General features: G+C 47.6%; 19 protein-coding genes. 4 read left to right on the top strand and 15 right to left on the bottom strand.

Features of this window, described 5'->3' with window-relative positions; all coding sequences use genetic code 11:
- The first annotated feature begins 54 nt into the window (after positions 1-54).
- Positions 55-261 carry a hypothetical protein gene (locus tag V7O64_RS03595; RefSeq protein ID WP_407356668.1) on the top strand — a complete coding sequence of 69 codons (207 nt, stop codon included), beginning with the start codon at positions 55-57 and terminating at the stop codon, positions 259-261.
- 112 nt (positions 262-373) lie between these two features.
- Here the strand turns inward: V7O64_RS03595 and V7O64_RS03590 are convergent, their stop codons facing one another.
- From V7O64_RS03590 to hcp, 8 genes are all read right to left on the bottom strand, one after another.
- Positions 374-781, bottom strand: coding sequence for a molybdopterin dinucleotide binding domain-containing protein (locus V7O64_RS03590; RefSeq protein WP_407356667.1), 408 nt, complete (start codon positions 779-781; stop codon positions 374-376).
- A complete protein-coding gene (locus tag V7O64_RS03585) occupies positions 778-2028 on the bottom strand; it encodes a formylmethanofuran dehydrogenase subunit B (RefSeq protein WP_407356666.1) in 1251 nt (416 codons plus the stop codon). Before V7O64_RS03585 ends, V7O64_RS03590 begins: the two co-directional genes overlap by 4 nt.
- A gap of 50 nt (positions 2029-2078) precedes the next feature.
- The gene (locus V7O64_RS03580) at positions 2079-2540 is read right to left on the bottom strand and encodes a (Fe-S)-binding protein (RefSeq protein WP_407356665.1); all 462 of its coding nucleotides are present in this window, start codon (positions 2538-2540) and stop codon (positions 2079-2081) included.
- 88 nt (positions 2541-2628) lie between these two features.
- Positions 2629-2907 (bottom strand): ferredoxin-thioredoxin reductase catalytic domain-containing protein, encoded by a 279-nt coding sequence (locus V7O64_RS03575; protein WP_407356664.1) that lies wholly within the window; start codon positions 2905-2907, stop codon positions 2629-2631.
- Between the two features lie 534 nt (positions 2908-3441).
- Positions 3442-3822, bottom strand: a complete 381-nt coding sequence (locus V7O64_RS03570) for a DUF2283 domain-containing protein (RefSeq protein WP_407356663.1) — start codon at positions 3820-3822, stop codon at positions 3442-3444.
- The gene (locus V7O64_RS03565; RefSeq protein WP_407356662.1) at positions 3815-4129 is read right to left on the bottom strand and encodes a hypothetical protein; all 315 of its coding nucleotides are present in this window, start codon (positions 4127-4129) and stop codon (positions 3815-3817) included. The genes V7O64_RS03570 and V7O64_RS03565 overlap by 8 nt, the downstream gene beginning before the upstream one ends.
- A 30-nt stretch (positions 4130-4159) precedes the next feature.
- Positions 4160-4498: a cupin domain-containing protein gene (locus V7O64_RS03560; protein ID WP_407356661.1), complete on the bottom strand. Its 339-nt coding sequence runs from the start codon at positions 4496-4498 to the stop codon at positions 4160-4162.
- A gap of 48 nt (positions 4499-4546) precedes the next feature.
- Positions 4547-6232 carry a hydroxylamine reductase gene (gene hcp / locus V7O64_RS03555; RefSeq protein WP_407356660.1) on the bottom strand — a complete coding sequence of 562 codons (1686 nt, stop codon included), beginning with the start codon at positions 6230-6232 and terminating at the stop codon, positions 4547-4549.
- Between the two features lie 225 nt (positions 6233-6457).
- On the opposite strand from hcp, the gene hdrA2 reads away from it, so the two are divergent.
- Together hdrA2 and V7O64_RS03545 are read left to right on the top strand one after the other, a co-directional pair.
- Positions 6458-8812 carry a CoB-CoM heterodisulfide reductase HdrA2 gene (hdrA2, locus tag V7O64_RS03550; protein ID WP_407356659.1) on the top strand — a complete coding sequence of 785 codons (2355 nt, stop codon included), beginning with the start codon at positions 6458-6460 and terminating at the stop codon, positions 8810-8812.
- Positions 8809-10104, top strand: a complete 1296-nt coding sequence (locus tag V7O64_RS03545; protein WP_407356658.1) for a 4Fe-4S binding protein — start codon at positions 8809-8811, stop codon at positions 10102-10104. The genes hdrA2 and V7O64_RS03545 overlap by 4 nt, the downstream gene beginning before the upstream one ends.
- Before the next feature lie 142 nt (positions 10105-10246).
- Here the strand turns inward: V7O64_RS03545 and V7O64_RS03540 are convergent, their stop codons facing one another.
- From V7O64_RS03540 to V7O64_RS03510, 7 genes are all read right to left on the bottom strand, one after another.
- Positions 10247-10435 carry a hypothetical protein gene (locus V7O64_RS03540; protein WP_407356657.1) on the bottom strand — a complete coding sequence of 63 codons (189 nt, stop codon included), beginning with the start codon at positions 10433-10435 and terminating at the stop codon, positions 10247-10249.
- On the bottom strand, positions 10436-11926 hold the full coding sequence (locus tag V7O64_RS03535) for a hypothetical protein (RefSeq protein WP_407356656.1): 1491 nt from the start codon (positions 11924-11926) through the stop codon (positions 10436-10438).
- On the bottom strand, positions 11923-13074 hold the full coding sequence (locus V7O64_RS03530; RefSeq protein WP_407356655.1) for a Coenzyme F420 hydrogenase/dehydrogenase, beta subunit C-terminal domain: 1152 nt from the start codon (positions 13072-13074) through the stop codon (positions 11923-11925). Before V7O64_RS03530 ends, V7O64_RS03535 begins: the two co-directional genes overlap by 4 nt.
- Positions 13075-13512: a hydrogenase iron-sulfur subunit gene (locus V7O64_RS03525; RefSeq protein WP_407356654.1), complete on the bottom strand. Its 438-nt coding sequence runs from the start codon at positions 13510-13512 to the stop codon at positions 13075-13077.
- The gene (locus tag V7O64_RS03520; RefSeq protein ID WP_407356653.1) at positions 13509-15494 is read right to left on the bottom strand and encodes a 4Fe-4S binding protein; all 1986 of its coding nucleotides are present in this window, start codon (positions 15492-15494) and stop codon (positions 13509-13511) included. The genes V7O64_RS03525 and V7O64_RS03520 overlap by 4 nt, the downstream gene beginning before the upstream one ends.
- Positions 15495-15616: 122 nt before the next feature.
- Positions 15617-16504 carry a CoB--CoM heterodisulfide reductase subunit B gene (hdrB, locus tag V7O64_RS03515; protein ID WP_407356652.1) on the bottom strand — a complete coding sequence of 296 codons (888 nt, stop codon included), beginning with the start codon at positions 16502-16504 and terminating at the stop codon, positions 15617-15619.
- Complete coding sequence (locus tag V7O64_RS03510; protein ID WP_407356651.1) at positions 16501-17040, bottom strand: 4Fe-4S dicluster domain-containing protein; 540 nt, start codon at positions 17038-17040, stop codon at positions 16501-16503. Before V7O64_RS03510 ends, hdrB begins: the two co-directional genes overlap by 4 nt.
- A 350-nt stretch (positions 17041-17390) precedes the next feature.
- Here V7O64_RS03510 and gatE point away from each other — a divergent pair, with 350 nt between their 5' ends.
- A complete protein-coding gene (gatE, locus tag V7O64_RS03505; RefSeq protein ID WP_407356650.1) occupies positions 17391-19292 on the top strand; it encodes a Glu-tRNA(Gln) amidotransferase subunit GatE in 1902 nt (633 codons plus the stop codon).
- Positions 19293-19302 lie beyond the last annotated feature (10 nt).

Here is a 19302-nt window from a genome sequence, read left to right as displayed (position 1 = left end):
ATTATTGATTGAATTCCTTTAATATATGCAGGACAAAAACAGGATGTAACCATCATGGGAAATAACAGAACATACGGGATACCGGCATTGCTTTCTTTTTTCATACCGGGACTGGGACAGATAATCAAAGGCGATATATTCAAGGCTATCGGCATATGGGTAGTCCTGGGTATCAGCTGGTTATTGCAGATCATCCTCATAGGCTACCTGCTGGGTTTCATTGTGTGGATATGGCAGATATACGATGCTTACAATAACTGAACGGTAAGAGAGGTCATCCTCTCATCTTTCTATGTAAGATCCGGTTCCCACATAACCGGGCAGACCAAAAAATACGCAGGTGAAAAATACACAGGTAAAAGAGGTTTAAGACTTAGAATATCTCCTTTATTCCTGTTACACTGGCACCCCTGGCACTCTGGACAGTTACTTCAAAGTCCTTGAACTTAGGAACGCCGGTACCTCCTGTATCTTCAGGTACAAGGGCATTTGACCAGGGACTGTTCACCATATAGGCAATCCCTGGGTGAGCCTGTTCATATCCGGACTTCTGTGCCTGGACCACAACTTTTCCGGAGCCGTTTCTTACAATAACAGTTTCCCCTTCTTTGATGGAAAGTTTTGAAATGTCCTTCAGGTCAAGCCTGATGACTGCAGAGAGTGTTTCATAATCCCCGCCAAAGCGCGAGGATTCCTGGGCTGTGTTCTGGAACACGTCCCGGTAAGTGACCACCTTCAGTTTTATTTCCGGTGCAGCAAGGAATTGTCCAAATCCCATCATATCGCCTCCGTGATCCTTTTAAGTATTTCCTGGTCAGATAGTCTGTCACTATCAAATATCTTTTTTAATTCGACCTCCACACCGTCCATACGAATGGCAGTGCCTCCGGATTCGACTCCACCCAGTGCGCAGGGTATTGTCACAGCTGACCTGCTGGCTGTAAGGTTATTGCAGGGGTCGATGGTTATGAGGGGAATGTCTGCAAGATGGCGTGCAACCGGAAGAGGCAGGCTTGAGAGTGGGTCAGAGCCTATGATAAGTGCAGCATCAACCTTTTTGTTCCTGAGAGCTTCTACCACCGAGAATTCCGGGCCATGTGCAAACTCTTTAGAGTTGCTATCAAACTTCAGGCGGTTGATATATCCTGTCTCTGCAAAGAGGTTATGGTTAAAACCTCTCATATTGTACTGGCCTACCATGGGTATCAGATGAAAGTCTGAAACCTCGTTGAGCTTGCCCATCAGCGCAAAAAGAGGATCAAGTTCTTTAAGTGAATATACAAGCCCAAGTCCCACGCAGATAACACCAAACTTTGCTTTTTTCAGTATGTTGCTAAGTCCCAGTATCCTTTTGGTGTCAAGATCAAAGGATGTTTTTGGGACTTTTGAGGAAAGTGCACTGATAAGAGCAGTCATAAACTCTGCGTCCCCGCCAGGTGGTAACTGATAGAAGCGCTCATCTTTGCATATAATGGCAGTTTCAGACTTCCTCACATCAATTGTTATCGCCGTCCTGTCCTCCTCCCATCCTCTCTGGCGCTCCTTACCCCTGGGGAAATAGGAATACCTGGAAAGGTGGCGCGGATGTGAATTGGAAGGGTCGGCTCCCCAGAAGACAATAACATCGGCCTTGTGCCGCACATCATCAAGAGTGCATGTTCTAAGCTTTTCCTGCAGTATGGCCTCAACTATCGGCCCCTGGCAGAATGAGGAGGTGTCGTCAATGTATGCACCTATCTTCTTTGCAAGTCCAATGGATGTTTTCTGTGCCTGTGAGCTTGAATTCCCATGCCCGAATATCAGAGGGTTCTTTGCCTCCCTGAGTATCGAAGCAGCCTTTTCAATAGCAGTATCGATGTCTGCTCCCTCACCATCCACACTACATTCAAGAGGTTCACTGCACCCTTTCATGCGTGCCACACCTTTGCGGCATGCAGCATGCACCACTTTCACCCTGTCATCTTCAGTTTCAACCTCTATGTCATCACAGAGGAGGGCACAACCCGTACAAACATAATATTCACTCACATGATCACCACATTATTGGATAAAATAACATTACATGAGGAACAGGGCAATCAAACGAACTCAATTGCCTTTGTGGGACATGTGTCTATGCAGGCCACACAAAGGATCCTGTTCTCACCGAAACGCCGGCATTCTTCCACATTCCTGGCCCTGACCACACCATCCTCTACCTTAAAGATCACTTTATCAGAAGTTGGTGCCTTACCGCTGCCTGCACCCAGTGGGTCGTTGGCTACATTGACAGGACACGCAACAACACAATTCCCGCAGCCTATGCACTTTTCATCGTGAACTATAAGACCTGTGTCAGTAACACCACCCACAGGTGTTATCATTGAGGAGAGCTTCTCATAGCCTGCCTTATATTTTGCCTCATTGACAAGAGGCGGGCAATCATCAACTGTTACCTTGCGTGCCAGCAGGTCAACGGCAAACGCCATACACGTACTTTTGCCACATTCCTTACAATTGGTTTTTGGGAGCAACTGGTATATTTCCATTACACTGGCCATTATTATCACCTATACGGATGCAAGCCATCGATGAATTCACAAATCCGATGACTGGTTTTTGTTCCTCTTGATCTTCCTGCAGATGAGCTCAGACCCTGAAGAACAAGGAACAATGACAATTGCCCTCGGTATCTATCTCTTCCTGATGGTAGATGCAGGGGCAGATTATCTTGCGGTCCTGTTCATCATCGCCGCTGCGCAGCCTGCAGGGACAGTATTGTTTCCCGTGTTCATGTTTGTTCCTGGCAAGCCCCTCAATCACCATCTGGAGCATTTCTTCATCCGGGTTAAGTATGAAACCTTTTTTCTTTGCATATTTTGATGCCCACTCATGCGTTTTTTCCATAATAGGTGCAAGTTCTGTCATAGATGATCTCCGATATTGCGTATCAAAAGTATGAAAAGTATATTAAGGATATCATTATTTATAAATTACGTGTTTATGGGTAATAATTACCGGTATTGATATTAAACATAATACAAATGCTGCCTGTCCGGACAGTACATGTCCAGTTCGACTTTCATCCGTTGAATAAGATCGCAGCATTACTTCGATGCTACGCTAAAGTACTTTTTAGTAGTTTGCAGAACTCGTCTGTAGTCATCCCGTCATACATATGGTGCTTCATTTCACATATGATATAGCTGGCCAGTTCCTTGGCAGTCATTGAGTCCGTGATTTCTATATGGTTAAGTGTTTTTTTCTCAGAGTATCGTTAACCATCGAATAGTATCTCTTTTTTGACACACGCACATATATTATGATAGCAGGTTCGATTCCCATCATACAGACAATTGCTTTTTATGAACATGTTATCACCCTGTTGTACATAGAGTATGTTGACTACAGTATATAGCGAGATACTAAGTGAGGTGAAAGTAATAAAAGAATATATTCGGTTTATGCACTTACTGCCATTGATTCTGAACCTACCGGGAGGTCCGTATAGTTTGCATCTGATGCCATAGCAATCCGTGATATTTTGGAGTTTCTCTTTGAAATGTGCGCATGTACTTCCAGGTTAATCGACTCTGGAGAAACTTTCAAGGTGGCTTCCATGTTCTTAATGTTCCTTACATCATATTTAGTGATGCCAAACACTCTTGAAGCACTGAGTACTTCTAATCCGGTGATTGAATTGTCTTCGCCGATATCAAGTATAATGTCACCAAAATCTATGGAGTGTTTGTACTTCATGCCGGAGGTGTGGATAAACAAGCTATCGTTGAAAGTATCGTAATCAAAAACATCATCTTTTTTAATGCCCTTGTTTTTACTCATCTATTCTTAACCTCCTTTTAGATTCTACTTTGTGACATGTTACCAACGACAACTTTAATGGATTTCCTTCCTTGATGCCAAAAACCACAGTGAGATCGTAGTCATTACTATATGAGTACAGGACTTTAAACTTTTGCTCATCCTGTTGTACTATTGCAACCGGGGTATGATCGAATATGAAATTGTACACTTCTTTAGTAAACTCGTCACCAAATCGCGATCTTGTTCTCTCACGGAAGTGTTTTGTTTGGTGAATGGAGTCGACCGTGATATCAGACAAGATGTTCCAGAACGTACTCAGGTCCATTGAATCCCCGTTATGATGATGATGGCCTGCTCAGACCATCTTTGTCTGCTCTGTCTGGCGTGGCACCTTTACTACAAGAAAACGGAAAAGGCTGTCACTCTCGTTCATAAGCCTGTGAGGGATCCTTGCAGGACTGTCCACAAGCATATCCTTTGTCACAGTTTGCTGCTCGTCCCCTATCTCAACTATCCCCTCGCCCTCTAAGACGTAAAAGAAAGCATCCACAGGTGTGGAGTGTTTCTTCAATGCATCCCCGGGTCCAAGTTCCATATGCATGACCTGGGCATGCTCGGTGTCATAGAGCCTGTGCACGGTAACACCGTGCGGGTTGTCCTTCTTCTCTGCATCCTTATAACTTGTAATTCTCATCGCATTCCTCCTCCGGAACAGATAATCAATTCTTATTTGTCAAAATATTTAAAGAAGGACCTTTAGGTCCTCCTCAACTGTGGAGTTTGGTCTGATATTGAAGTTATCAACCAGTACATTGAGAACATTAGGTGAGACAAATGCCGGCAGCGTGGGGCCAAGCATGATGTTCTTAACACCAAGGCTCAGCAATGCGAGCAGGACAAGGACGGCCTTTTGTTCATACCATGCTATATTGTATACAACCGGCAGGTCGTTTATGTCCTCAAGACCGAATGCTTCGGCAAGTTTCTGTGCGATCACTACCAGGGAGTAGCAGTCATTACACTGCCCGGCATCGATGACCCTGGGAATACCGCCAATGTCACCAAGTGCAAGTTTGTTGTAGCGGTATTTTGCACACCCTGCAGTGAGTATGACACTGTCTTGCGGAAGTGCCTCTGCAAAGTCTGTGTAGTAGCTTCTCTCCTTATGCCTGCCATCACAGCCTGCCATGACCACGAACTTCTTTATATGGCCCGCCTTGACCGCATCGACTATCTTATCTGCAACAGAGAGTGCGGACACATGTGCAAAGCCACCCATTATAGTGCCCTCCTCAAGCTGCTCCGGTGCCTTGCATGTCTTTGCCTGCTCAATGATCGCGGAGAAGTCCTTGCCACCATCCTCACTGGCATTGATGTGAGTAACACCGTCAAAGCCGACAACACCGGTGGTGTAAATGCGGTCGATGTATGTATCCTTCGGAGGTACGATACAGTTGGTGGTCATGAGTATGGGACCATTGAACTTCTCAAACTCCTCTTTCTGCTTCCACCATGAGCCACCGTAGTTGCCCACGAAGTTATCATATTCCTTAAACGCAGGATAGGAATTGGCCGGAAGCATCTCTCCATGGGTATAGACATCCACACCAGTGCCCCTGGTCTGTTCAAGGAGCTGCTCAAGGTCACGCAGGTCGTGTCCGCTTATGAGGATGCCAGGATTACCCCTTACACCAATATTGACTGCTGTAGGCTCAGGGTTACCGTAGGTTGTGGTGTTCGCCTTGTCAAGAAGGGCGAGTGTTGTGACTCCCACTGAACCACACTCAAGCACCAGTGGAACAAGTTCATCAACGCCCATTTCATCATCCATTGTTGCCAAGAGAGCCTTTTCGATGAATGCAATTATATTTTCATCCTTGTATCCAAGGATATTTGCATGGTGGGCATATGCTGCCATTCCTTTAAGCCCGTATATGAGCAGTTCCCTGAGGGAGCGGATGTCCTCGTTCTCTGTGGCAAGGACGCCGGTATCTATACTGGCAAGTGTCTGTGGAGTGACCTTTGCCATTACCGGTATATCCTCGCCTGCATTGGGACTTGCACCAAGGAGCTTCTCCTTTATCCACCTGGGGAAAGACGAGCCGGACTTCTCATTGATCACCTTTGCATCCATGAGTTTCTTCTTGATGCCGTCCTTGATCACAAAACCTTCGTTTATATAGCGCTCAATGTCAGCCTTGCTGAAATTGGTATTTGTGACCGTGGCAAAAAGCCCGTCAAGGATGAACTCATCGGTCTTTGTATCATTCAGGCCATTTGCCCTTGCTTTTGAGTTGTAGAACGCGATGCTCTTCAGGACATAGATAAGGTCATCCTGCAGGTCCGCAACATCAGCTTTCTTTCCGCACACGCCGTTCTTTGTACAGGCAGTTCCGTTCAAAGTTTCTTCACACTGATAACAGTACATTCTATTCACCATGCTTCCTAGATTTGATATCTTTTTGATACTTGTCTATTGTACATGATTGCATATAAGAGGAAGAGTTTCCAGTTGGATACCTCAAAATAAAATATGCTCTTAATTTTCAAGTCAAAATCTTAAAATGGAAATCGTGTTTATTGGTTTTTCACCATCCATCCAAAACTATATCTTCAACCACGTCATCATTTCCTGCTGTAAGGAGCCATCTATATGCGAATCGGGGTATATATCTGTCATTGCGGGCTGAATATCGCACACACAATAAATGTCAGTTCACTGCGGGATAAGGTCAGTAAACTGGACGGGGTTGCAGTGGCAAAGGACCTACAGTTCATGTGTTCCGATTCGGGTCAGGATGCAATTGTCAGTGACATCCGGGAACATGACCTGAACCATATACTTGTGGCGGCCTGTTCACCTCATCTTCATGAGCAGACATTCAAAAGGGTTCTTGATAAGGCGGGTCTTAATCCTTTCATGCTTGAAATGGTCAACATCCGTGAGCAGTGCTCCTGGGTGCACATGGAAGACCCGCAGATGGCAACCCGCAAGGCATTTGACCTTATAAGGATGGGTATAGCCCGTCTCAAACTGCTGGACCCGCTACAGCTTAAGAAAGTTCCTGTGACAAAGGATGTGCTCATCATCGGCGGTGGTGTTGCGGGGATCGAGGCGGCGCTGACACTTGCCAGCTCAGGCCATAAGGTTCACATGGTGGAAAAGGAGCCCACGATTGGCGGGAAGATGGCACTGCTCAATGAGGTCTTTCCCACCAATGACTGCTCCATCTGTGTGCTTGCTCCCAAGATGACAGATGTGAACCAGCATCCTGACATCGATCTTATCACAATGGCGCAGGTAAAAGAAATAACAGGGCCTGTGGGCAACTTCCACGTCACAGTTACCAGAAAGCCCAGGTACGTCATAGAGGACAGGTGCAAGGGATGTGTGGACGAGTGCGGCCGGGTCTGCCCGGTGGAAGTACCCAACCGCTTTGATTGCGGACTTGGGAAAACAAAGGCCATCAATATGCCCATTCCGCAGGCTGTACCTCAGGTGGTTTACATCGATAACGAGTACTGCGTTGGCTGCGGACTGTGCAAACAGGCATGTCCCGCCGATGCGATAGACTATCACCAGCAGGAGGAAACGATAGAATTCACGGTGGGTGCGGTCATCCTTGCAACCGGATACGATCTCTTTGATGCATCCCGCAAGCAGGAATATGGCCATGGAATCTATCCGGATGTGGTCACGAACATGGAAATGGAGAGACTGCTCAATGCCGCCGGTCCGACGCGGGGCAAGGTGCTTTGTCCTTCAACTATGAAAGTACCACAGAAAGTGTCCTTCATCCAGTGTGTTGGCTCCAGGGACGAACAGGTGGGCAATCCCTATTGTTCAAAGGTCTGCTGCATGGCCAGCATGAAAAATGCACAACTGCTCAGGGAACGCTATCCTGATATTGAAATAACCATCCACTACATAGACATACGTGCATCAGGAGAGATGTATGAGGAGTATTACATACGTAGCCAGGAGATGGGCATCAACTTCATCCGGGGCAAGGTCGGTGAGATCCTGCAGGATGGCCAGGGGAAACTTAACCTGCGTTATGAGGACACGCTCACCGGAGATATCTTTGAGGAGCCAACAGATATAGTTGTCCTTGCAACGGGTATGGAATCCACAACCGATGCTGCCAGGCTCTCCAGGGTGCTCAACCTCACAAGACGCGCTGACCGCTTCTTTTCAATAGCCCATCCAAAGATGCGTCCGGTAGATTCGCATGTGAAAGGAATATACATAGCAGGCTGCGCATCCGGTCCCAAAGAGATACAGGTATCCATTTCCCAGGGCAGTGCGGCTGCTGCCAAGGCAATGCAGCTACTCTCAAAGGGTGAGCTGGAGATGGATCCGCTCAGTGCCCATGTCAATCCCGATAAATGCATAGGCTGCGGTATTTGTGTGGACACATGCAAGTTCAATAAGATAAGCCTGATAGAGCGCAAGGCTGTGGTCGATGAACTCTCCTGCATGGGTTGCGGTGCATGCAGTGCGTCATGTCCTGCCGATGCAATATGGATGCGCAACAGCACCGATGAGCAGATAATCGCCCAGATACATGCAGCCACAGAGGTCCGGTCGGAGTTCCCGCTCATTGTTGCATTTCTCTGTAACTGGTGCAGCTACACCTGTGCAGACCTTGCCGGCACATCACGTATACAATATCCCACCAATATCCGTGTGATCCGTGTCATGTGCGCAGGACGCGTGGACCCTTCATTTGTGCTCGAAGCGCTTGAAAACGGTGCCGATGGTGTGCTCGTTGCAGGATGCCGTCTGGGGGAGTGCCACTACATCTTTGCCAATTATAATGCAAAACACAGAATGGAAGCCCTGAAAGAAGTACTTGGTGATGTTGGCATCGATCCGGGGCGCCTTAAAGTGGAATGGATATCCGCCTCAGAAGGGGAAAGATTTGCAAATTCCATAGAAGATTTTGTAGGATACCTGGAAAAAGCAGGTCCCACAGGTTCTGAGCTCAGGGAGGAAGAACGGTGACCGATGAATGCAGGGAAGATTCCCTCTGTGTGGATAAGGACATGGATATTGAAGGCTCTCACTTCATCTATCGCCAGATCAGCAACAAGTCCGTCAGGCAACTGGACTATGACTATAAAAGATGTGTTGGCTGTGGTATCTGTGTGGGGCTCTGTCCCACAAAAGCCCTTGAACTGGGCCCCATGAAGGAGATCTCCACAGGACTGGATGCACCACCTGTGATGATGGATCTTGAGAAGTGTACTTTCTGCTCCATGTGTGCCAACTTCTGCCCTGTGCATGCCTTTAAGATGAGCAGCGAAGGTGAGCTGCCAAAGAAGGAAGAGTTCCCCGGATATGATTCCTATGTACTCATGAACGAAAAATGCCTGCCCTGTGGACTCTGCCGGGCAGCATGTCCTGAGGATGCCATTGATGTGCAGTTCACTTTCCCGAAAAAAGAGCAGATAGCCCCTTTTAATAAAGGGGCTGAAGGGGAGATAGAGATAGATACGCAGAAGTGCAACTTCTGTGGCCTGTGTGCACAGTTCTGCGAGGCTTTCCTGCTGGTGGAGAAAGAAGCCACCCCTACAGACCCCCGTCCCTTTGAGCTGCTGCTGGTGGATGAGGACAAATGTGACTATTGTGTGCTCTGCCAGGACCTGTGCCCCGAGGATGCCATTAAGGTAAAGGGGGAAAAGAGAGGTGAAGCCCCTGAGATAGAAGGCATACTTACTGTCGATGAAGAAAAGTGTACACGCTGTACCTGGTGCCAGGCTGTCTGTCCTTATGATGCGGTGGACATAAAAAAGCAATTCGAAGGGGAGCTTGTCCTTGTGGAAGCAAATGTCGATAAATGTGACCCGCAGGGCTGTCACGGCTGTTTTAATGTGTGCCCTTCACATTTGTGGTACGTCCCGGAAAAAGGCGCAAAGATCGCTATCAAAGAGGATTACTGTACCTACTGTGGTGCATGTGTCAATGCATGCCCCAAGGACGTGATGAAGGTCTTGCGCACAAAAGTACATCATACCGACATTCCCGATTCCCCATGGGCAGGCCAGTGGAAAGATGCGGTGGATTCCATGATCACAGGAACTCGACACTTCCCTGATACTTCCAGGACCCTTGAAGTTGCAAAGGAAGAACAAAGGGAAACCGTGGAAGTGGAACTGCCCCAGATTGACGGAAAACTGCTCAAACTTGCAAGGGAACGCATCGAAAAGGCAAAACCACTACTGAGCAATGTGAAAAAAAGGAAATCTCTTGAAGGCGGGGGTCCGGAAGGGACAAATGAGATAACCGGGGACTGAAACAGGAAAAAGAAGGTATAAGGGCACATATATGTGGTTATACCATCCTATTATATCTTCAACGTATCTCTCTCTGTATATTCCTGCATACCCGGATTTACGTGAGATACTTTATGAAAAGCTGATATGCCTTTTTGACATATCAGTGGCTCTGTGCATACTTTTCAGCAAGTATGGCTCTTTTCAGCTTGAACTGAACCCTTTGCCTGTCCCATCCATATTGTTCACCAAGGAACTTGATAAGTCTCTTCTTTGAAGCGCCTTTCAGTTCATTCTCAGCCATCAGCTCCTCAATAAACGCTTTCTGCTCTTCCTTGTCCAGCTCAGGCATTCAGCATCCCTCCAGGGATATGATAGTGTTCATCCCTGTGGCAACAGGTATCTTCTTTGCGGTCATGACCATACCTCCGGGGATATTCTCTACCCGGTATCTCATTTTCATTTTTCCTTTCTCACTGCCAAGGACAACCATTCCTCCTTTTTTAAGGCCGAGCTCCTTAACAAGCTTCCTGTCTATGAGGACAAAGTCATTATCATCCCTTTGGTCAAACCACATGAACGGATTATACAGATACTTCAGCTGATACATACCCTCCGGGATGGAAGAGCCTGCATTGTCCACATCAACAGAACCACATTCCATCTGTTGCGCCTTATCTGTGGTAGCGTCCCTAACGTCAGTTCCAGGATCCCCGATACTTTTCATGAATATATAATGCAGCTGCTGGTAATCGAAAAGTTTTCCTCCCAGCTCACCATTGAGCAGGGACATAGCATCAATACCTTCCACACCGGTGCCGCTGTTCTCCTGAAGCCGGCCTTCAACGTTCATGAAAGTGCCCGCTTTCATGTAAACAGGTTCTGTGGCGATGACCACATCTGCCAGTTCAGTGACAGGACTTGCACGTGAGCTGATAACAATCAGGTTATCAAGCTTCTTCAGGGTCTCAACAGCAGCCGCAGCATCCGGCATAAGCTCCACCGGGTCACTGTCAAGGACTACAAGGGTCCTGATATTGCCAGCCTCTATGTCCTCCATTATCTGTGCAAGGGCCATCATGCTGTCATTTGCCTTTGCAGCAAGGTTCACAGCTGTGCTGTTAATGAAAGGCTGCATAAAGTGGATCTTTGCTCCGCAGCGACCGGCAAGGTCCAAAAGCTGTTTTACATGTACAGGATCTGAATTGGGATGAATATCAGCAACTATCAGGGACTTATCATCAAGTCCCAGTTCATCGTAGCGCTCAGGTCCGATGTCAAGTGTCTCATCAGCAAGGTGCAGCTCCTTTGTTCCTACAGCTACGATCCCTGCACCGTTCCTTTTGGCTGCAAGCAGTCTCCTGACAATGAGAGGATACTGTACATAAGGGTCCAGGAAAAGGGCAATTATCTTTGCCTTTTCCATTTCATCCAGAGAGATGCCCTGCTGATATGAACTGCATTTAGGAGTGATCTGTGAAGGAAGCGGAAAAACACCTGTATCTACCCTGGTACCCAGTGTTTCGGCAATCCTGCAAAAGGCCATGTGCTCTTCACTGGTCGTGTTGCCCACAGAGAGCATGGTCACACTGTCGGCATCCGCCATCCTGAGGGCGGCGGATTTTATAGCATCCTCCATGTCTGCTTTGCTACCTGTCACCATGGTCCTCGCTTTTGAATAATGATATGGCACCTTCATCCCGAACCTGCAGAGCTTCCCAAGATTTGCGGGGCTGCTCTTCATGAAATCAACGCTGGTATTACCCTCCGGGTCCTCTCTGATGTAAAGACCACAGCCAACGCCACAGCCCGGACAGAATGTCTGGTATATCTCTTCTTTCATTTGAGCATCACCTCCAAAAACGGTGGTCTTTCAAGGGTCATTCCTGCTTTATAATTGTGTTTTTTCTGGGCAGGGTCGGCAAAACGCCTGAATATGGATGTTACGGGTATGTCAACCGGACAGACATCTGAGCACTGCCCGCAACCTATACAGCTGTCCGAAAGATGAAGGAGACGCACCATGTGATACATGCTCATCCTGTAATCATCCGCTAGGCTGTGGTACATTGTGCACTTTGAATCCTCATCACATGTACATACGGGACATGCCTCTTTGCAGGCTCCGCAATCGATACAGTCTGCAAACTGTTCCATATAATAATCCATACGTTCCCCGTCAGGTATTTCCGTGAATACCCTTCCTGACCACTTCTCACCAAGAGAGAGCATGGCACTGTTCACTTTTTGCCTGATGGCTATTGCCTGCTCACCTGCAGGCTCTATCTGGATATAACCGGATTCAATGGCATTTTCCAGTAAACGCACTCCTTTTTTGTTCATGACCTCACAGAAGGTTGCGTTTCCGGCAAGTTCACCGATGACACCCCAGTTACCACATGCAAGGTCTGCATTCACCGGTATCTTCACATCACAGTAACGACAGCTTTCGCGCCTGCCATATCCTGCATCTTCAAGTTCATCAATGGATATTGCCTTCTCTTCCCCGTCCCTTGTCCTGAAGAAAAGCTTGCCTTTGTCTATTTTCTCACCCACAACATCTTCAGGGTCTATTTCATACATCCTGACAAGCATTTCCCTTGTCAGCACCGGGTGCATGGTTCCGCCGCAATTTAGACCTATTATGAAAGTATTATCAATATCTATCTCATTACGCTTTGCCTGCTCGAAAACCGCCCTTACATCACAGGGCTTTCCCGGCATTGCAACCTTCCTGCCGGCTGCATACTTTGCCAGGTTGACAGGTACTGTGTGCATACTGCCGGCAGATGCAAGCACTTCATCCACATCATCGGTGATCACAGGGACTGCCTCATACTCATTGATATGCCTGAGCACGATAACGCTGTCCACCAGACCCCTCTCCAGTGCGGCAGCAAGTATTGCTGTGACCATACCTCCGGAAGCTCCCCGGTTACGCACCCCGGGATCTGTGGCATATCCCAATACTTTGTCTCCTACCTTAACCATCTAGTTCACTCCTTCAGGCTTCAGAGGACTTGGACCTATCTTTTTTATCTGCTCGGTCACATCCCTTACAAAGTTTGCGAACTTCTCACCCTCACTTGCACTTATCCAGTTAAGATGCAGTCTTTCAGGTTCCAGTCCCATCTCCTTTACCATATCCTCCAGGAACTGGTGGCGTACCTCGGTCTTGTAGTTACCGTTAACATAATGACAATCACCTATATGACATCCTGTGACCAGCACAGCATCCGCACCTTCAAGGAATGCATTGAAAACATGCAACGGATCGATACGCCCTGAACACATTACGCGGATCACCCTGAGTGATGAAGGTTGCTGGAAACGTCCCATGCCGGCCGTGTCCGCGCCACCATAGCTGCACCAGTTGCAGCAGAATGCAACGATCTTGGGTTCCCATTCTCTATTATCTGCCATTTTCATTCCTCCTCAAAGGCAAAAACACTCCTTACCTGTGCAAGCAACTGGTCATTGTTGAAATGATTTTGCTGCAATGCACCTGTGGGACAGGCCACAGCACAGGTCCCGCATCCTTTGCAGAGTGCCTTGATAACATTCAGTTTCCCCTCTTCCAGGGATAGTGCCTGGAACGGGCACATTGGGACACATATCCCGCATGACACACAAACTTTTTCGTTTACATCCACTGTGATGCCTTCGGTTATCGCCCTGCCCTGGGAAAGATAGCGTGTTGCCCGGGCAGCGCATGCACTTCCCTGGGAAACAGAATACGGGATGTCCTTTGGTCCCTGGGTGACACCGCCGATGAATATGCCGTCCAGTGTGGTGTCCACCGGTTTAAGTTTTGGATGGGCCTCCATCATAAAGCCATCTGCAGCCCTGCTTACCTTCAGGATCTGCCTGATACGTTCGGTACTGTCCCCGGATACCGCACCCACACTGAGCACCAGCATGTCAAGATCAAGTTCAAGTATGCTATTTGTCAGGGTATCCTCAACACGAACTATCAGGTTGCCATCCTCTTTTTCTGTGACCTTTCCGGGTTTTCCCCTGATGAACTTAATTCCCATATCCCTTGCCCTGTCATAGAACTCCTCATAGTTGCGGAACGGGGTCCTCATATCCATGTACATTATGTAGACCTCAGAGTCAGGATATTTTTCCCGGATCAGCTGTGCATCCTTTAATGCGTACATGCAGCAGAAACTGGAGCAGTACCTGTTACGGTTCTTATCCCTGCTTCCGACACATTGTATGAAACCGATCCTTTTGGGAGGGGTAACATCACCTGGCCGTACCAGTTTACCCATGGTCGGTCCGCTGGCATTTATCAGGCGCTCCAGTTCCATCCCCGTGATCACATTATCATAGAGCCCGTAACCAAAGTCGTGTGTTGGTTCGGGATCATATACCTCAAATCCTGCCGTGACGACTATGACCCCAACCTCAAGTTCTGAAAATGAGTCTTCCTGGTCCATCTCTATTGAATTGCTGTTGCATGCTTTGATACATGCACCGCAATCAATGCAGACCGACCTGTCAATGACCGCTCTGAGCGGGACAGCCTGCGGGAAAGGAACATAGATCGCCTTGCGGGTACCTATCCCTTCATTGAACTCCACATTAGGAACCTCCACAGGGCACTTTTCCACGCAGAGTCCGCAGCCGGTACATGAGACAGTATCTATATAGCGGGCCTTGTGCCTGACCTTTACCTTGAAATTACCCACATATCCGTCTACTTCATCTATCTGGGAATAGGTCATGAGTTCAATGTTCTTATTCCGGGCAACTTCCACCATCTTAGGACCCAGTATACAGATACTGCAATCGTTTGTAGGGAATGTTTTATCGAGCTGTGCCATCTTTCCGCCTATGGAAGGGTTCTTTTCCACAAGATAGACCTTATGGCCCATATCCGCAATATCAAGGGCAGCCTGCATTCCCGCAACACCCGCACCGATGACAAGGGCGGCGTCGGTGACAGGAACCTCATTGGACTCAAGCGGCTCAAGTTGTGTTGCTCTTGAAACACCCATGCGTACGAGTTCCTTCGCTTTTCGGGTCGCCTTTTCCTTTTCTTTCATATGGATCCAGCTGCAGTGCTCCCTTATGTTCACAAACTCGAAAAGATAAGGGTTAAGTCCTGCTTCCTCTATGCAGGCCCTGAAAATCGGTTCATGGGTCTTGGGTGTGCATGCTGCCACAAGCACACGATTAAGAGCATTATCACTGATGGCCTGCTTGATCTCCGATTGTCCGGAATCGCTACAGGTGTATTTATTGACCGAGGAAAGTACAACATTTGGAAGTAAGCCTGCATAATCAGCCACTTCCTGACAGTTGATAACACCCCCTATGTTCACTCCACATTCACAGATAAAAACCCCTATTCTGGGCTCATCCGCATCCTTTGTATCGTTTATGATTTCTTCCTGATCCATAATAAATCGCCCGTTTTCGCTCATGGCGTTTGTATCTCTGGATATAGCATCCAACAGATATGATCTCTGTCAAAGCTATGAGGTATATCAAAATATAGTAAAAAAGAACTTATCTGTAATTTTCAGTCCTTTATTTTTTTAATAAGATCGGCAGTACTTGTGGTGTTCATGCCTATTCCAAGTTCATCTGCAGAATATCCCATTGCAAGTCCCAGAAGCTGGGTGTAGTGCAATACCGGAATTGCATAATTCTTCCTGAAACGGCTATTGACGTCCTGCTGGCCGGAATCGAACTGCAGGTGACAGAAAGGACAGGCATTCACAATGCAATCCACCTGTGCATCTGCCATGTTATGCAACTTTTTCTCTGTCATCTTCAATGTGGCCTCAAGTATAGCCGTCCTCGCTCCACCGCCTGCGCCGCAGCAAAGCATCTTATCCTCATAGTCCACACTGGTTGCACCTGTTGCTTCGACCAGCTCGTCAAAGAAAGAGACATTGCCATTGACAAGTTCGGAGTCGTCCTCTTTTAGCGGACGTATCAGGTGGCAGCCGTAGTGTACAGCAACTTTCAGGTCAAGGGGTTTAGATATCATCTCCTTTATCCTTTCGATGCCGATATCCTGGTACAGATATTCTATTACATGACGCACATCGTGATTACCTTTGAACTCATGTCCGACCTCTGTTAGATTCCTGTTGACCGTCTCTTTTAATTTTGGGTCTTTTTTAAGTGTATCTCCGGCATCCTTTAGTGTACTGTAGCATCCGTTGCATATCGTAAGCACATCATCGTCCAGTTCTTCGGACAGGGCTATGTTCCTTGAAGCAAGCGTAAGCCATGTTTCCTTATCAAATGATCTGAACACGCCCGGGGCAGGGCAACAGGATGCTCCCGGAAGATCGTCAAGTCCGATCTCAAGTTTTGAAAAAGTCTTCTTGGTTGCGGCTTCGATTCCCGGATATCTGTTAGGTGCTACACAACCAAGGAAGAGTGACAGCTCACTCATGCAGTTTCCTCTGCAATAGGCTGATCAAAACCTGCCTGTGTCAGAGTAAGACTTTCATTTACCTTCATATCGGGTATTTCATCAGCTATAAGCTTGTCAAAGCCTGTAAGATGAAGCAGGGTCCTGATCTCATCCAGATGTTCATCTGATCCCTGGGCTGTGGAAGGCATTTCTGCAAGACCAAGCTGAAGCCTTTTTTCCCGGCCTGCAGTGTTATTGGGAACTGCATGACCATAGTCCATAAGCATCTGAGCTACCTTCCTGTGAGCATCAAGCATCTTGCCTTCATGTACGGCATTGGCTCTTATCTCCAGTACACCATCCACGATGTTCACTCCCTGGGGACAGTTGTCCTGGCAGCGATAGCATGTGGTGCAATAGAAAATGAAAGGGGTCATAATGCTCTCTTCATTTTCGATACCCAGCTTTTCCATCTGAAGGAACTTGCGGATCTTATATGTTTGTTCCTGTTCTCCCATGGGGCAGACAGAGGTACATTGACCACATTGATAACATCTTTCTATATTGGATGGCATAGTACAAAACCTCTCAATGAATTATTCTATCACGATTAATAATTGATTATACCATGAATTGTACATGATTATAACTTATAAATGCTTCGGATTAAGCTTTTATACCCCTCTTTGCGATCAGCTGAACCTGGATTATTATATTAAATAAGTCATAATCCTGTGTGGTCAGTGTCGAACCCCTGCAGACAGATAAGCTGAAGAAGACAAAGAATTGTGAAATTTGTCCCATAAGCGCAAGATATGTTTTTGCGATTTAATCCCAACAATAACTTTATACCTGCAAAAGCTGTTTCTTGAGTAAACCGACGAGTATGTGTTAATTATATTCCGATCATGTGGTGAGATCTTTCATGAGTGATAAATTCGATTACAGAGGACTTGGCCTGAAATGCGGGCTTGAAATTCACCAGCAACTGGACTCAAAAGAGAAACTTTTCTGCAGGTGCCCTACAAAGATAAGGAACATCGAGGAGTCAGACCATGAATTCTTCCGTTATCTTCGTCCCACGGCCAGTGAGATGGGAGAGACCGACAGGGCTGCTCTGGAGCAGTCCAAGCTCAGGCGCAGGTATGTCTACAAGGCATATGACACAACCTGTCTTGTGGAGAACGATGATGAACCTCCCACAGAGGTTAACAGGGAAGCGCTGGACATAGCACTGAGTATCGCAAAATTACTGAATATGGTGCCTGTGGACCAGGTGCATGTGATGCGCAAGATCGTTGTGGATGGTTCCAACACATCAGGTTTCCAGAGAACCGCCTTCCTTGCAAAGGATGGTTACCTCCAGACTTCCACAGGTCCTGTGGGCGTTGGGGTGCTGTGTCTTGAAGAGGAAGCCTGCCAGAAGATAGAGGACAGGGGGGATTCGATAATATATTCACTGGACCGCCTGGGTATCCCGCTTGTGGAAATAGGCACTGATCCTGATATTATCTCTCCGGCACATGCAAAGGAGACTGCACAGCAGATAGGCATGCTGCTGCGTTCGACCGGCAAGGTGAAGCGCGGGCTTGGGACCATACGCCAGGATGTAAATATATCCATTGCCAAAGGTGCACGTGTGGAGCTAAAAGGGGTCCAGGCACTTGATATGATAGAGACCATTGTAGAACGGGAAGTTGAACGCCAGGTCAACCTGCTTGCCATAAGGGATGAACTGCTGGAGGGTGGGGCATCTGTATGCGATAAGATATTCGATGTGAGCAGGATTTTCAGTAAAACACAGTCAAAGGTGCTAAGGAAGGCCCTGAAGAACGGCAGGGTCTATGCTGTCCTGCTACGTGGGTTCAATGGTTTTGTGGGCAGGGAGGTACAGCCTGCAAGACGCCTGGGCACCGAGTTCTCAGACCGTGCAAAGACCTCGGGTGTTGGCGGGATCTTCCATACCGACGAGCTTCCCAATTACGGGATTACCGAAGATGAGGTGCGCGCACTGTATGCCGAGGTCGGTGCAGATGCAGAAGATGCGGTGGTCATGGTGGCAGACCTTGAAAAGAGGGCGCGCGGTGCCATGGAAAGTGTTATTGTCCGTGCAATGGAAGCACTTATGGGAGTACCCGAGGAAACCCGCAGGGCGCTGCCGGATGGTAATAGCTCTTACCTCAGACCGCTTCCAGGGGCTGCAAGGATGTATCCGGAGACGGATGTCCCGCAGGTGGATATAAGCTCGGACTATTTTAATGCTGTTGAAAAGCCGGAACTTCTCACCGAGAGAGCAAAACGTTTTGAATCTGAGTTCGGTCTGCACAGGGAACTGGCAGAGAAGATCGTTTATTCCATACATCTTCCTCTTTTTGAGGGCATTATGCAACTTCTTTCAGGCAATAGTAACGTCAGTGCGACCCTGGTTGTAAGAACGCTTACAGGAACGCTTCCGGAGCTAAAACGTGACGGGGTGCGGATCGATATGCTTGAGGACAGGCACTTCATAGATGTATTCGGGCTTCTTGCTGAAGGTGGGGTTGCAAAAGAGGCAGTTGACGGCCTGCTGCGTGCCATGGTGCAGGAGCCGGAGCTCTCTGCAAAGGAAGTGGCGGCAAAGATAGGGCTTGGAAGCCTTGATATGTCCGATGTTGAGAGAATAGTTGAGAACATCATAAATGAAAGACAGGATTTTGTCAGGGAGAAAGGTCTTGCTGCCGTGGGTCCTCTTATGGGGGTCGTTATGGCAGAGGTTCGCGGAAAAGTTGACGGGAAGACCCTGAGTTCTATGCTGGAACAAAAGATTAATAAATATATAAATACATAATATATTTTTT

The sequence above is a fragment of the Methanolobus sp. WCC5 genome (genome assembly GCF_045690325.1).
Taxonomy (GTDB): Archaea; Halobacteriota; Methanosarcinia; order Methanosarcinales; family Methanosarcinaceae; genus Methanolobus.
Note: the sequence above shows the minus strand (reverse complement) of the source record. Positions and strands in the feature narration are given on the sequence as shown.

Coding starts and splice junctions, on each gene's coding strand:
- V7O64_RS03570 (WP_407356663.1), bottom strand. CDS start 3,822: ATGAGTAAAAACAAGGGCATTAAAAAAGATGATGTTTTTGATTACGAT.
- V7O64_RS03530 (WP_407356655.1), bottom strand. CDS start 13,074: ATGGTTAAGGTAGGAGACAAAGTATTGGGATATGCCACAGATCCCGGG.
- V7O64_RS03510 (WP_407356651.1), bottom strand. CDS start 17,040: ATGCCATCCAATATAGAAAGATGTTATCAATGTGGTCAATGTACCTCT.
- V7O64_RS03595 (WP_407356668.1), top strand. CDS start 55: ATGGGAAATAACAGAACATACGGGATACCGGCATTGCTTTCTTTTTTC.
- V7O64_RS03575 (WP_407356664.1), bottom strand. CDS start 2,907: ATGACAGAACTTGCACCTATTATGGAAAAAACGCATGAGTGGGCATCA.
- V7O64_RS03560 (WP_407356661.1), bottom strand. CDS start 4,498: ATGAGAATTACAAGTTATAAGGATGCAGAGAAGAAGGACAACCCGCAC.
- V7O64_RS03520 (WP_407356653.1), bottom strand. CDS start 15,494: ATGGATCAGGAAGAAATCATAAACGATACAAAGGATGCGGATGAGCCC.
- V7O64_RS03580 (WP_407356665.1), bottom strand. CDS start 2,540: ATGGCCAGTGTAATGGAAATATACCAGTTGCTCCCAAAAACCAATTGT.
- hdrB (WP_407356652.1), bottom strand. CDS start 16,504: ATGAGTGAGCTGTCACTCTTCCTTGGTTGTGTAGCACCTAACAGATAT.
- gatE (WP_407356650.1), top strand. CDS start 17,391: ATGAGTGATAAATTCGATTACAGAGGACTTGGCCTGAAATGCGGGCTT.
- V7O64_RS03590 (WP_407356667.1), bottom strand. CDS start 781: ATGATGGGATTTGGACAATTCCTTGCTGCACCGGAAATAAAACTGAAG.
- hdrA2 (WP_407356659.1), top strand. CDS start 6,458: ATGCGAATCGGGGTATATATCTGTCATTGCGGGCTGAATATCGCACAC.
- V7O64_RS03525 (WP_407356654.1), bottom strand. CDS start 13,512: ATGAAAATGGCAGATAATAGAGAATGGGAACCCAAGATCGTTGCATTC.
- hcp (WP_407356660.1), bottom strand. CDS start 6,232: ATGTACTGTTATCAGTGTGAAGAAACTTTGAACGGAACTGCCTGTACA.
- V7O64_RS03565 (WP_407356662.1), bottom strand. CDS start 4,129: ATGGACCTGAGTACGTTCTGGAACATCTTGTCTGATATCACGGTCGAC.
- V7O64_RS03540 (WP_407356657.1), bottom strand. CDS start 10,435: ATGCCTGAGCTGGACAAGGAAGAGCAGAAAGCGTTTATTGAGGAGCTG.
- V7O64_RS03535 (WP_407356656.1), bottom strand. CDS start 11,926: ATGAAAGAAGAGATATACCAGACATTCTGTCCGGGCTGTGGCGTTGGC.